Below are 14,256 nucleotides of genomic sequence, written 5' to 3'. Positions count from 1 at the left end.
CATACCCCAAAGGAGTAGCGATGACAATCTTTAGCAAAATTGTGCGAGGCGAGCTTCCTTGCAAAAAAGTCTATGAGAGTGATGAGTTTTTGGCATTTTATGACATCGCCCCAAAGGCGAAGGTGCATATCCTAGCGATCCCAAAGCGCGAGCTAAAGGACTTTAATGAGATAGACCCAGCCCTTATGGAGCGATTTAGCGCGTTTATCTTAAAAGTCGTAGAAGTTGCAGGGATTAAAGAGAGCGGATATAGGCTTATCACCAACACAGGCGCACATAGCGGGCAGGAAGTCCCACATTTGCATTTTCATATTTTAGGCGGTGAGCCACTAGGCGCGCTTATCTAGCGTGGGGGAGTAATGCAAGCAGATACTACTTCTAAAACTTCTTCTACCCTTGATGAAAGTTTGGCTTCAGGTGAGCCACCACAGGTTTTTTTAGAAAACCAGCGACAGCGGTGCAAGGCGAAGCCGCAGCAGGTTTCTTTAGAAAAATCCTGCTGCAAGCAACCAGAGCTAGAATCTAATAAGCTAGATTCTACCCCACCAAATCCGCGCGCTACCCTTGGGGCTAAGATATTTTTCACCTGTGCGTTTGCGCTATCTCTTGGACTAATCGTATGGCTTTACTACGCCTTTTTATACACGATAATTATCGCGGCACTGCTATGTATCGCGACTTATTGGATCAAGGAGTTTTTTTACACAAAGCTAAAGAGCAATCTCCTTGCCTCTGGTCTTAGCGTGCTTGTTTTGCTGGCGTTATTTATTATCCCGTTGTATTTTGTGATCCATCGTGGCGCGCTTGGGCTGCTTGGGGTGGATTGGAAGCAGGCGGAAGTGTGGTTTGTCCAAATCAAAGAGCTTATCCGCAGTGCGCTACACTACCTACCCTTTATCCAAGCACAAGATGTGCTAGCAAACTTCTCTTTCTCATCGATTGCTGGCTTTGTGAGCCGCCTTAGCACCATAGTTGGCAAAAGTAGCGTGGGGTTTGTAGTTGATGCGTGCTTCATCGTGCTGTTTTTATCGGTGTTTTTCTACTATGGTGGGGCGTGGTATGGGTATTTTTGCAAACTTTTGCCCGCTAGAGATGAGCAAATCGACCTTATAGCCGCAGATGTAAGTGGCGTGCTACGCGTGGTGTTTTTCTCCACAATCTTAAATGTCTGCTTGCAGGGCTTTGCCTTTGGGCTGCTTGCTAGCGTGTTTGGGCTAGATGGCGTGCTGCTTGGCGTGCTGTATGGGCTTTGCTCGCTTATCCCAATCGTGGGCGGTGCGCTTGTGTGGCTGCCTGTGGGGCTTATTTTGTATGTGCAAGGCGAGATTGTGCAAGCGGTGGTTTTGGTGCTATATAGTGTTGTTTTTATCGGCTTTATTATTGATAATATTGTCAAGCCTTTCCTTATCCGCATAGTCAATCGCAAGCTTTTAGATAAGCCGCTTAATATCAATGAATTTGTGATATTTTTTGCTATTTTTGCAGGGCTTAGCGCGTGTGGATTCTGGGGGATTATCATAGGACCTGCGATTACGGCGTTTTTTATCGTAATGGTTAGAATCTATGAGCGCGACTTCGCTTCTATGTAAGGTTTGGGGCAGGGGCAGGGTTTAATCTTGGTTTATTTGATGTGGTTATAATCGCTCCACTGCTTACTACATTTGCCCTAGAGAGTATATCTATGAACCCATCTACTACTATTGGTATTTCCATAGTTGTGCCTTGCTATAATGAAGAGGTCTCGCTCCCCGTATTTCTCACAGAAATCACAAAAACTATGGACGCTCTTGTGCCATTTGTTTTGGAGCATAGTGCGCAGCTTACTGCCACGCCATCACAGCTTATCCCCTATGAGCTGATATTTGTCAATGATGGTAGCCGCGATAACACTCTGGCTCTGCTAGAAGATATTGCTGCCAAAGACACAAATAAAAATCGCAGGGTGTGTGTGCATTCTTTCTCGCGCAATTTTGGTAAAGAGGCGGCTATTTTAGCTGGCTTAGAGCAAGCACAGGGGCAAGGGGTCGTGCTACTTGATGCAGACTTGCAAGACCCGCCAAATATGATTGTCGATATGGTTAGAATCTGGCTAGAATCTAGCAGGCAGACCAAAGTCATCTACGCGCGCCGCACCACACGCGCTGGAGAGTCTAAGCTCCGCGCTGCACTTAGCGAGGCGTTTTATAAGATTTCAAACTTTATCTCTGAAGTCAAGATAGAATCTGGCGTGCGTGATTTCCGCTTAATGGATAGAGAAGTAATAGAAGCACTCTTGCAGATGAGAGAATACCACCGCTTTTCTAAAGCGATGTTCGCGTGGGTGGGCTTTAAGCGAGAGTGCTTGGAGTATGAGTATATCCCACATTTTAAAGAGTCTTCAAGCTGGAGCTTTTGGAAGCTGTTTAAATACGCTATTGAGGGGATTGTAAGCTTTAGCACGATGCCACTGCGCATAGCGTTTGTGCTTGGGTTTTTCATCTCGGTGTTTGCGGTATGCTTTGGCATATATCGCATTATCGATACGATTTTATATGGCAATGCCGTGGCTGGCTACCCTAGTCTTATTGTCATCATCACTTTTATCGGTGGGATTCAGCTTATGCTGCTTGGGGTCATTGGCGAGTATATCGCTAGAATCTATGAGCAGGTCAAAATGCGCCCACATTTTATCCTTGATGCGCGCAAAAAGTCGCCAAGCTCTTGCGCCACTTTAGAGCAGCCACACCCTAGCGCAGCAGAATCTAGCCTAGCACATTCTACTACTACAAAGGAGAGTTAATGCCACCAAAATCTAAGGACAATCTTTTTGTAAAAACACTTGAAGAGTTTAAAGCGGCGTGCTGGGCGTTTTTTCACACGCAGGGCTTTTGGAAGTATTTTCTCATCGCCTTTGGGCTGTATTTGCTTGGGATCATTAGCCTTATCCGTGCAGATGTGTATTATATCGATGATCTAAATCGCTCTATCATCGGCTACAAGGAGTGGGATAACTTCTCGCGCTACATTAGCTACTATCTCTCCACCTTTATGCATATGGACACAGTGCTAGCAGATGTCTCGCCTTTGACGCAGTTTGTCGCCATAGGGTTTTTGAGCTTTGCATCGTTGATTTTGGTGTGGAGTATCCGCGAGGTTATTTGGAAAAATGAAGAGTCCCAGTGGGATTCTGCTGAGCAGCCTTATAAAAAACGCCTAACCGCGCTTGCCATCATCGCTTCAATCCCTATTGGGCTCTCTCCTTACTTTTTAGAAGAGCTATCGTTTAAATACGATTCGCCCTATATGGCACTATCGGTGCTTTTTGGTGTGCTGCCTTTTGTGTTTATCCACCATATTCGCGCTTATATCCCTGTGGCGATTCTCTCATCACTTGGTATGTGTATGACCTATCAGGCAAGCAGTGGGGTGGAGATTATCCTTGTGCTCTTCTTTGGCTTTTTGATGTTTAATCAAACAAACGCAGGCATTAAGAAAACCCTAACTTTCATCGGCGTTTCATTTCTCACTTATGCCACTGCACTTGGGATTTTTAAAGTCTTTATTATGCACCCATTTGCTCACGCACAAGCAGGCACTTCGACATTTCCTCTTAGTGAGTTGCCAAGCGGCTTTATTGGCAATATGCAAATGTATCTTGGCTACTTGTGGAGCGACTTTGACTGGACGGGGATTAAAATCTGCTTTTTCGCCCTTATGGGAATGTTTCTTTTATCAATCATCTATCAATCTAAGCGCAGTAAGATTCTAGCCTTGCTTCTAGGTGTGCTGCTGCTTAGCCTTGGGATAATGCTCTCTTATGGGGTGTATTTGGTGCTTGCAGAGCCGCTGCAAAGACCGCGCGCATTTATTGGTATTGGCGTGTGGAGTGCGGCGATGGCAATCTATGTGGTGAGCGCGTGGCGAGGATGGGCGTATAAGCAAGAAGACACGCGCCAGACAAATTCTAATGCCCTTGTCTCGCGCCCCTTTTATGCTCGCTCGTTTTTTGTCGCTTCAGCGGTTGTGGTTGGGTTTTTCTCGTGGTCGCTCATTGTCTTTGCTAATGCTTATGGCAATGCCCTCTCCCAGCAAGATAAATACCAAACCTTCCGCCTAACGATTTTGCTACAAGATTTGGTCAATGTAATGCCTAAGCAAAAAAGCTACAAAGACTATACCTTTCGCATAAAGGGTTGGATCACTGCTTCGCCTGTGCTAGAAAATTCCTCTAAGCACAATCCTTTAATGAAGCGACTTGTAAAAATCACCGATGGCAAATATTGGGTGCGCACGGCGATGAAGCACTATGGCTGGGGCGATGTGCCAGAGGAGCAGCCAGATGTCGTAGTTGATGCGGAGGACTTTGAAAAGCTAGCAGAGAATCCCAAGTGCAACCCAGCCACCGCAGGGCGACTCAAAGCGCGCGTGGATAATATATTCCACCTGATAGAAGTCTATCCAGAATGCACGATTATAGAGTTTAAGGGCAAGGATAAATACCCCCACGCCTTTGAAGAAGAGCTTATGCGCCAAGAGGAAGAAAAGATGAAAGAAGAGAAAATGCGAGAGGAAAAGCCCCAAGCGCGCGAACTTAAGCGAGCAAAAGTCTAGCGACTACTAGAATCCACTTTTAAAGGAGTTTGATGAAACAAGTAGCGATCAACGGCACAGGGCGCATAGGACTCTGTGCGGCTAGGATCATCGGCAAGCGCGATGATATGGAGCTTGTGAGTATGAATACCACCGCAAGCATAGATACGCTGGTGCATTTACTGCGCTATGACTCTGTGCATGGCAGATATGATGTAGAAAAGCTCGATGAGACTACGCTAAAGATCGGCAACTCCAAGCGCGTTAGAATCCAAAGCAATCGCGATATAACCGCGCTAGATTTTGGCAGCGCGCAAGCCGTGCTTGAATGCACGGGCAAATTTAACTCCCTAGAAAAGTCTAGCCCCCACCTAAAAGGCAGTGTCAAAAAAGTGGTGATCTCTGCTCCTGCTGATGAGACACCTACCTTTGTCTATGGGGTCAATGAGCAAAGCTATAAGGGCGAGCCTATCATCTCTAATGCCTCTTGCACCACAAACTGCCTAGCCCCTATCGCCAAAGTCTTGCACGAGAATCTAGGCATAGAATCCGCCCTTATGACGACAATCCACAGCTACACCAACGACCAAAATCTCCTAGATGTCAAGCACAAAGATTTGCGCCGAGCAAGAGCCGCAGCCCTAAGTATGATCCCCACTTCCACCGGCGCGGCAAAGGCGGTGGCTCTTGTGATCCCAGAGCTTGCGGGCAAATTTACCGGCTATGCTATGCGTGTGCCTACACCTGATGTAAGCGTGGTGGATTTAAGTGTCAATCTCTCTAAGCCCACAAGCAAAGATGAGCTAAACGCGCTTTTTGCCGCACAAGCTAAAGCAAAGCCCCAGATTTTCCACATCGATAATGATCAATGTGTCTCAAGCGATTTTATCGGCGCGCCTTATAGCGCGATTATCGTGCCGGATAAAACGATGGTGCTGCACGAGCGATTTGCCAAAATCCTTGCGTGGTATGATAATGAGTTTGGCTACACTACGCGGCTTGTGGATATGGCGGCGTTTGTGCTAGGGCGTTAAGGTGCGGTTATGATTAGCTTCCACACTTCCTATGCCAAAGTGGATTCTAGCTCTGTGCTTGAAGCTATCAAGGCAGAATCTAGCAGTGGAGCAAGCGGCTACTACAAGCTCCCCTTTGACACACTTGCCCTAGAATCCGCTTTAGCATATAGCACGCGCGAGTATTTTTCTCCTATCACAGATCTTGTCATCATCGGTGTAGGTGGTAGCTCACTAGGGGTGCGTGCGGTGCAAGCGGCTTTGGGGCATTCTTGCAGGGATTGTGCTAGGCGCGTGCATTTTTTGGAGCATACAGATCCCTTTGAGACAAGCCGCGTGCTAGAATCCATCGCGCTACAACACACGCACTTTTTGCTTATCTCTAAATCTGGCACGACCATTGAGAGCATTTCTCTAGTGAAGTTTCTTATCACGCATTTTGATTTACTAAGCAGCGCGAACAAGCAGCATTTAGCCTGTATCACAGACTCTGGCTCGCCGCTAGAGAGCTTTGCCAAAGCACAAGGGCTAGAGTGCTTTACAATCCCTGCTAATGTGGGGGGGCGATTTTCGGTGCTATCTTTAGTGGGGCTTGTGCCTTTGAGCCTGCTTGGGCTTGATATTAGCGCACTTTTGCAAGGTGCTAGGGCGATGATGGAGAGCTTTTTTGCTGGCAAAGAGGGGCATATCATCGATAAAGCCGCCTTTCTAGCCAAGCACCACAAGCAGTATCCCATAAGTGTGCTGTTTTCTTATGGGAGTGTGTTTAGTGAGCTTAATCGCTGGTTTGTGCAGCTCTGGGGGGAAAGCTTGGGCAAAAGTTTGAGCCAAGCGGATTCTAGTAGCACACAGGGTGTGGGGCTTACACCTGTGGGACTTGTGGGCAGTATCGATCAGCACTCATTCTTGCAGCTCATCGTGCAAGGGGCGCGTGATAAGGTGGTGAGCTTTTTGTCTTTAAGTGATGAATGTGATAAGGTGGATTCTAGTAAGGATTCTGGCTTTATCGTGCCGCATTGTCATCTAGCAGGACTAGAATCCACCGATTTTGTCAATGGCACGCCATTTTTACGCTTGCTCAATCTTCAAAAGCAAGCGACTTTAGAGACTTTGGAGTCGCTTGCTATCCCCACAGATTCTATCGTGCTAGAGAGGTTAGATGCGTGGCATATCGGCGCGCTTGTGGTGTATTTTGAGCTTTTGACTTCTTGCACGGGGGTGCTGCTGGGGGTGAATGCGTATGATCAGCCTGGGGTGGAGTTGGGGAAGCAGAGGTTAAGGGGGTATTTTGCTTAACACAGGGGGATTCGGTCTTGGGTAATCATAGCGGCGATTTTAAGGATTTTAGGGCAACCGCAGACCACCAAGTCTAGCTCTGCCCTAAAATCCTTAAAAAGCCCCACTAGCACTACCGCAATTCCTAGAATCCCAAAGTGGCTTTACAAAACAAGCTAAAAATAAAAAATCAGCCCTAATTCCTAGAATCCTTGAAGAAAAAAGGGGCTGAGAATCAAAAAGTGGATTCTAGCCCTGCCGATCTCTCTGCCATTGCGAGACTTGCGCCAGCAAGTCGTGGCAATCCATAAAATGGATTCTAGGCTAGAATTCTCGTTTAAAAATAAATTCTCAAGGAAGTAGCAATGCCAAACAACGCCCAAGCCCTAGAATCCTCGTTTGACAAAAACGCCAAAAGTGTAAGCGAGCCAGAAGATTCTACTGAAAACAAAGTCCAAAATGTGTCTTGTAGCCAAGCAGCTAGGCGGCAGGATTTGGGTGATAAAAATGGGGCTTTGCAAGAGCAGACTTGGGCGCATACTAGAGCGTATGTAACCGCCGACTCGCCGCAGCAATCGCCATTTTTAGCCCCAAAGCCAACGCCAGAAACAAAAAAAGCTCAATCGCCCCAAACACTCCGTGTGGTATTTCTAAGTGTGTTATATAGTGGTCGATCCCCCAAAGCCCCCGGCACCGCTGGCAGCGCGCTCTCCGTGCTACTTGGGCTGCCCATTTTGCTCTACTCTGCGCAGACGCTTTTCCTGCTTGCGTGCTTGCTTGGGATAATCGCGGTGCGCGAGATCGACAAATGGGAAGCATATAGCAAAAAGCACGATGAAAAGTGGATAGTCATCGATGAGCTTGTGGGCGTGTGGCTGGCGATGAGTATCCTATCTTATGGGAATCCTTCGCTATGGCTCACTATCGATAAGAGCGCGGATATATGGCTGACTATGAGCACTCTATGGCACGAGGGGCATTTTGCGCATATTATGCTAGCTTTTGTGCTATTCCGCGTATTTGACATTTGGAAGCCCTCTATCATTGGGCGCATTGATAGAAAGCTTAAAGGCGGTCTTGGCGTGGTGCTAGATGATGTAGTAGCCGGGATTGTGGCTGGGGCTGCTGGGATTTTGGTGCTTTTTGCGTATGATGTGGCTGCTGGCATAATTTCTGCACGAGCCTACTAACTATGCACACCCAGAATCTAGCCCCCACCCCCGCTAAAAAGCTCGCACTCGTGCTAGGCGGTGGGGGCAGCAAAGGTGCGTATCAAGTAGGCGCGTATAGGGCTTTGCGCGAGCTTGGATTCTCATTTAGCCTTGTTACAGGCGTATCCATTGGTGCGTTAAATGGCGCGATGATCGCGCAAGGAGACTTTGATAAGGCTAGCGCGCTGTGGGAGAGCCTTGATGTAGAAAAAGTCATAGGCAGTGGCTTAAATCTCACCACTGATATGGACTATTATTTTGACAACGCCCAAAAGCTCCTGCCATTTCTCAAAGCCTACACGCAAAACAAAGGTATGGACACTGCGCCCTTGTGGAAGATCATCACCACGCATTTAGACTATGCAAAGCTTGTGCATTCAAGGCTGGATTTTGGGCTTTTGTGCTTGGAGGTGCCTAGCTTTCAAGCGTGCGAGCAGACAAAGTCTAGTTTGACTAAAGAGAGCTTCGCGCATTGGGTTATGGCTTCTGCTTCGTGCTTCCCGGCTTTTCCCATTTATGAAATTGGCGGGAAGAGCTACATTGATGGGGGGTATTATGATAATTTGCCCATCGATTTAGCCTTTAAAATGGGGGCGAGTGAAGTCATCGCCATTTCCTTGCATAATGACTTTGTAACCAAATACGATAGCAACCCGCTTGTGCGCCATATCCGCCCCTCGCGCTATCTAGGCACGATGCTGGACTTCACGCCGCAATCCATCGCGCGCAATATACAGCTAGGCTATTTAGACACAAAGCGGTATTTTGGCTCTCTTGTGGGCTTGCGTTTTGCGTTTATGCCTTTAGATGAGGTGGATTCTAGCACCTTTCGCACGCTCTCAAGCAGGCTGCTTGCTAGCCTTTTGGCAAAGGAGCTTGACAAAAACGCTCTGCCTAGTAGCACTCTAGCACGCTTTGGCACACAGCTTGCAAGCACAGGGCTAATTTCTAAGCTCACTTCTACCACGCCATTTTGCGACCTCCTTTTAAGCACGCTAAAGCCCCACAACGCCCAGCGCATAAGCCTAGAGCAGCTTACTCTTGCCCTGCTAGAGTCCTATATGCAGCTTATGAATTATGATGAGACAACGATTTATAACGCACAAGAAGTGTTTGCTAAAGCCAAGCGCGACCTAGCTCATATCACCCAAGGCATAACACTAGAATCTAAAGTGGATTCTAGCTTGGGGAAAGAAATCGCGCGTGCCTATGCGATTTTGCAAGACAAAAAGCCAGACACTTCGCTTTTTGATGAGTTTGGCGAGAAGCTTTTGTGTGCTATGCTGGCTTTTGCGCTAGCTTATGAAGAAAGTGCTAGAATCTAGGCTTGGGATTGCTTTAAGCAAGCAAAGGAGCGCAAGCGTGCAACTAGATTCTAGCGTATAAGGGGGCAGCCGTGCTTGTGGCGATGTATAGTGTTTTTGTCTTTATGTCCTTGGGATACTTGGCGAAGAAAATGCGCCTGCTTGGCGATAGGCAGGGCAATATCCTGCTAGGCTTCTTGCTCAATTTCGCTCTGCCAAGCGCGATTTTCACAGGGGTGTATCACTCAAGCGTGAGCTTAGAGCTTTTGGGGCTTTTTGCCCTAGCTCTTGTGTGTAATCTCGCAGCTGGCGCATTGGCGTTTGTGTTTGTCTTAAAGGTTTTGCGCTTATGCTTTGCCACTGCGCTTACCATCGCCTTTCTAGTCTCTTTGCACAATACGCTTTTTTTGGGTGTGCCTATCGTGCAGGGTGCGCTAGGCGAGCAAGCTGCGCATAAGGCGATCGTGCTTGATCAGTTTTGCACGGGGCTGCCGCTAGCTATTTTGACTCCGTTGCTTCTTAGCTTAAGCTCTGGGGCGAAATTCCGCTTGCGCGCGGTGGGGGTGCGCCTTTTTGCAAACCCTCTCTTTCTCTCTATGCTTTGTGGCTTTGGGCTTAAGGCTATGCCCTTTAGTATCCCAGAGCTACTTTTCGCGCCGATTTTGTCTCTAGCAGCGTGCGCTACGCCGGTGGCTCTCTTTGCCATAGGGGTGCAGCTGCGTTTTGATTTTTTGCGCTTGCAGTGGAGGAGAGTGGGAGTCGTGCTAGGCTTTGGTATGGTACTTACGCCGATGTTGTATTTAGGGTTTTTGTATGTGTTTGGCATAGGGGTGCAAGAAGACCACCAAATGGTGCTACTAGAAGTGGCTATGCCCCCACTCATTAGCGCAGTCGCGGTGATCGCACGCGCAGGGCTGGATTCTAGGCTGGCGATTTCTTGTATCGTGGCTGGTGTGCCACTCGCAGCTTTTAGCACGCCATTTTGGCTATATATAAGCCATTTATAATATAATACCCCTTATTCAAACTACTCAAGGAGCTATGATGAAAGATTCTTTTAAAGCCTTTGTCGCTGCGACTCAAAATCTCCCCGAGTATAGAAAGCCACTAGCCTTTGGGATTGCACGCATAGAATATGGGCAGAAGTCCCAAGCTGTGCTTAGTGCCACCTACCCCTTGCTAAATTGGACAGATGAGAATCTCGGCAGCTATGCGGTGTTTTTTGACGCGCTTAAGGCTGCTGCGCCGCTGCATTCTAGTGATAGTGAAGCGATTTTTGGTATTACAGAGGGCTTCATCAAGCGTGCGTTAGAGCTGTATGAGCCATTTTTGGCAGAATCTTTGGCAAATCCCGCCACGCATAAAAATATCCAAGTAATTTTAGAGCTTCAAAAGCACGCTAAAAACGGCTTGCTACTCGCACAAGGCTGCAATGCTAGGTTTAGATTCTGCGTGATTTACAACGATGAAAAATGCGAAAGCGTAGAGTCTGCCTACTTAAAGCTCCTAGCCCTATCGCTTGGCAAAGCCCCCTTGCGCTCACTCCAGCTTGATGGGATCTTTGGGCTATTGCAAAATGTCGCGTGGAGTGGGAACACTCCTTATGAGCTAGAGTGGCTGCGCGAGAATGAAATCCGCCTAAAAATGGAGGGCAGCTTCCCTGCGATTGACTTTGTGGATAAATTCCCCCGATATTTAATGCAAGTAATCCCCCAATACGACAATATCCGCCTGCTAGATTCTGCCAAAACGCGCTTTGGCGCATATCTTGGCAGCGGCGGCTACACGCAAATGCCCGGTGCTAGCTATGTGAATTTCAACGCTGGCGCTCTTGGGGCTTGTATGAATGAGGGGCGCATAAGCTCTAGCGTGATTGTGGGTGAAGGCAGCGATGTGGGCGGTGGGGCGAGTATCCTAGGTGTGCTAAGTGGGGGCAATAGCGAGCCTATCACCATTGGCAAAAACTGCTTGCTAGGGGTCAATAGCTCCACTGGCATAAGCCTAGGTGATGGCTGTATAGTCGATGGCGGTATCGCAGTGCTTGCAGGCACGATATTTGCTATCGATAAAGCAGAAGCGGAGAAAATCGCGCAAATCAATGCGGACTTTGCTATCAAAGATAGCGGGCTATATAAGGGGCGCGAGCTCTCAGGCAAGCACGGGGTGCATTACAGGCAGGACTCTAAAAGCGGCAAGATGATCGCCTTTAGAAGCAATCGCAAAATCGAGCTAAACGCGGATTTGCATTAGATCATCATTAACATAAAAAGCCGATATTGCTGGTAAGTGATATTGTGGGGTGTGTGGTGAAATTAGGATTCTATACAAAATGTAGCGCAGTGATAAGATCTAGTGCTTTATGCGCATTTTGTCTTAGTATGCCTAGCTATGCACAGAGTGCGCAGGATATAGGTGGTGATATTTACAGGCTAAGTTCTACAACTAAGGATGAGTCGGATATTTTTTATGCCAAGGGGCAGAATCCATATAGTATTACAGGCTCAAATTTCACACAAAACTACAATAACGGTACACTAGTCTTTGGCAATACTCAAAAAGCGGAAAATACAAATAGAGATGATGGTATCCACTTTGGCAATGGAGGCTGGACAGGCTATGTTACCGGCACTTTTAATGCCAAAGAAGTCTATCTCACATCGCGATTAGGCGCAGGGAATAATACAGGTGCAGGAGCTGGGGCGACTTTGGTCTTTAACGCGAGTGAAAATCTCACTGCCCAAGATCTCACCGTCGATATGTGGTCAAATACACAAGGCGATAGTTTGACGCTTAATTCAACAAATGGCGATGTTTCTCTCAAGGATTCTAATTTTAAAATTAAAGGCTCAAATTCCGAGCTAAAAGTCAGTGCCAAAAATAAGCTTGAAGCCGACAAATTTACGCTTGAAATGCCTTCAAATAGCGAAAAAGTCGTGGTGAATTTCAGTGGGAATATAATCGAATTTAAAAACAGCAACCTAAACATAGCAGGACCTGATATTGCGTGGAACAAAAACGAAACAAAATTTAGCGCAGAATCTTCTCTTACTTTCACCAATACTACGACAAACATACAAGGCGATAGCTTGGTGTTTGAATCTAAAAATGGAGATATAAAGATCGATGGTGGTAGCACCACGCTTAATTCTGGCACATTAAGCAAAGATGCATATATCAATTTTACCGCGGGTAAAAATATCGATATAGCTAATCTTAATGCCACGCTGCACTCTGGCAAGGGGCAGTTTATCGCCAAGGCTGGAGAAAATCTCTCAATAAAGAATCTAACCTTACACGGCAATGTCGGCACAGCGGTCAATGAGACTTATGCCACCTTTGAAGCCAATACCATAAACCTTGATAAAGCAGAGATCTACTCCACGCGCGGTATCAATAATTCCACCGATAATGCCGGGGCATTTGTGGTGAAGTTTATCGCCAAAGATTCTATCACGCTAAAAGATACCAATATCAAGCTTACCAACCAGCTAGAAGGTGTGGGCTCGTCGGACTATGCGGTGTTTGAGAGTGGTGGGGATCTCACTCACACAGGCAAGCTCACCACCGCCACAGCCCAGCAGACTTGGGGTGGGGCGACCTTTGACTTTAGCAAAGTCAAGGGCAAAGCAAGTGTAGGCGATATAGAAATAGTCGCTGCTAATGTGCGAATGAATAGCGACTTCTCTGCCAAATCTCTAGTGGTGCAAAAGCGACAGACAAATGGCGGGCAAGATGGCTTAGGCACGAAGCTTTGGGCACAAGAGGGCGGGAAGTATAAGTTTGACTCTATTAAGTTAGATGATGGCACAGATCTCGCCGCAGATACGGCTAGAATGACCTTTGTCAATAGCGGCGGTGGCAATGCCTTTGTCAAAGATAGCACGCTAGAGCTAGGCTCGCTTTCTGTGGGGGTCAAAGGCGGCTTCTACGCCTCCAATATCCACCACACCACCGCTACTAACATCACCTTGCACTCTAACTCCACTGCCTCTTTCCACCACCTAACCCTAACTCCGGGTGGGCAGATTGTGATGGATGCTACCAATGCCCAGCTCGTGCTAGATAATCAACTAGTCAATGGCAAAAACCAAGCAGGTGTGCTAGAGCTAGGTGTATCGATTAAGGATTCTAGCTTGCACAATGGCTATGGCAAGCCCCTACTTGCTATCACTAATGCTGGGAGTAATTTAAAGAACATTCACTTTAAACCTGGAGAAGTCAAGCGACTCATTGATGCAGGCGAGATTAAGTATAACTTTGTAGATTCTACTGGGAAACAGCGGATGATCCATTGTGATGGCAGTGCCAAAGAGCAGTGCGCCCAAATTGAAAAGCTTATCGCAATCTATGCAGGCAATGCCCCTACCCAAGATTCTTCTAACCCAGACTATGCCAAAGATCGCTATGATCTCTCTGCTATGGGACTCAAATACGAAAAGGTGCTAACTTACAACTACATTGGGCTAAAGATTAGCTCTAATAATGCTAATAACCCCTATGAAATCGGCGATATCCGCTACTATCTCTATGAGAAATGTGGGCAAGAGTGTGTAGAGAAGATAGGCTCTATCTCTAACACTGCTACAATCACTCAAGAAGTGCAAACACAGCTTAGTGGCGATGGCAAGCAAATCTATGTGTATGAATACACAGATTCTAGTGGCAAGCTTAATAAGGTCTTTTGCAACTCTACTGATGCAGAGCAATGTAAAAAAGACAACAACATCACAGAATCAAGCACCACTCTAACCCAATCTAATGCCACACAGGTAGAATCTGACATCTTTGAGTGGCTAAACTTTCTCTCTATCTATGATAAAGGTATCACTTGGACAGGAGCAAATGTCTTAAACTATGATTTAGACTTCTTCTTACACACAGCCA

The 14,256-nt window shown here is 47.0% G+C and carries 12 protein-coding genes; 11 read left to right on the top strand and 1 reads right to left on the bottom strand.

The window, feature by feature from the left end:
• Positions 1-20: 20 nt before the first annotated feature.
• From F4V45_RS03370 to F4V45_RS03345, 6 genes are all read left to right on the top strand, one after another.
• Positions 21-347, top strand: a complete 327-nt coding sequence (locus F4V45_RS03370; protein WP_023929593.1) for a histidine triad nucleotide-binding protein — start codon at positions 21-23, stop codon at positions 345-347.
• A 12-nt stretch (positions 348-359) separates the two neighbouring features.
• A complete protein-coding gene (locus F4V45_RS03365; RefSeq protein WP_150337062.1) occupies positions 360-1,589 on the top strand; it encodes an AI-2E family transporter in 1,230 nt (409 codons plus the stop codon).
• A 92-nt stretch (positions 1,590-1,681) separates the two neighbouring features.
• Positions 1,682-2,779 (top strand): glycosyltransferase family 2 protein, encoded by a 1,098-nt coding sequence (locus F4V45_RS03360; RefSeq protein ID WP_150337061.1) that lies wholly within the window; start codon positions 1,682-1,684, stop codon positions 2,777-2,779.
• Complete coding sequence (locus F4V45_RS03355; protein WP_150337060.1) at positions 2,779-4,590, top strand: glucosyltransferase domain-containing protein; 1,812 nt, start codon at positions 2,779-2,781, stop codon at positions 4,588-4,590. The genes F4V45_RS03360 and F4V45_RS03355 overlap by 1 nt, the downstream gene beginning before the upstream one ends.
• 32 nt (positions 4,591-4,622) lie before the next feature.
• Positions 4,623-5,603: a type I glyceraldehyde-3-phosphate dehydrogenase gene (gene gap, locus F4V45_RS03350; RefSeq protein ID WP_407925325.1), complete on the top strand. Its 981-nt coding sequence runs from the start codon at positions 4,623-4,625 to the stop codon at positions 5,601-5,603.
• A gap of 9 nt (positions 5,604-5,612) precedes the next feature.
• Positions 5,613-6,878 (top strand): glucose-6-phosphate isomerase, encoded by a 1,266-nt coding sequence (locus F4V45_RS03345; RefSeq protein ID WP_150337058.1) that lies wholly within the window; start codon positions 5,613-5,615, stop codon positions 6,876-6,878.
• A 182-nt stretch (positions 6,879-7,060) separates the two neighbouring features.
• Here the strand turns inward: F4V45_RS03345 and F4V45_RS03340 are convergent, their stop codons facing one another.
• A complete protein-coding gene (locus F4V45_RS03340; protein WP_150337057.1) occupies positions 7,061-7,240 on the bottom strand; it encodes a hypothetical protein in 180 nt (59 codons plus the stop codon).
• 258 nt (positions 7,241-7,498) lie between these two features.
• Here F4V45_RS03340 and F4V45_RS03335 point away from each other — a divergent pair, with 258 nt between their 5' ends.
• The 5 genes from F4V45_RS03335 to F4V45_RS03315 all read left to right on the top strand — a co-directional run.
• A complete protein-coding gene (locus F4V45_RS03335) occupies positions 7,499-8,047 on the top strand; it encodes a phosphatidylglycerophosphatase A family protein (RefSeq protein WP_170235155.1) in 549 nt (182 codons plus the stop codon).
• Positions 8,048-8,049: 2 nt separating this feature from the next.
• Positions 8,050-9,393: a patatin-like phospholipase family protein gene (locus F4V45_RS03330; RefSeq protein ID WP_150337055.1), complete on the top strand. Its 1,344-nt coding sequence runs from the start codon at positions 8,050-8,052 to the stop codon at positions 9,391-9,393.
• 83 nt (positions 9,394-9,476) lie between these two features.
• Entirely contained in the window at positions 9,477-10,379 is a 903-nt protein-coding gene (locus F4V45_RS03325; protein WP_246144988.1) for an AEC family transporter, read from the top strand.
• Between the two features lie 37 nt (positions 10,380-10,416).
• Complete coding sequence (locus tag F4V45_RS03320) at positions 10,417-11,622, top strand: 2,3,4,5-tetrahydropyridine-2,6-carboxylate N-succinyltransferase (protein WP_210670686.1); 1,206 nt, start codon at positions 10,417-10,419, stop codon at positions 11,620-11,622.
• Positions 11,623-11,711: 89 nt separating this feature from the next.
• Positions 11,712-14,256: vacuolating cytotoxin domain-containing protein (locus F4V45_RS03315; RefSeq protein ID WP_150337052.1), on the top strand; the 2,545-nt coding region annotated here is incomplete at its 3' end.

It is taken from the genome of Helicobacter canis (assembly GCF_008693005.1).
GTDB lineage: Bacteria > Campylobacterota > Campylobacteria > Campylobacterales > Helicobacteraceae > Helicobacter_B > Helicobacter_B canis.
Note: the sequence above shows the minus strand (reverse complement) of the source record. Positions and strands in the feature narration are given on the sequence as shown.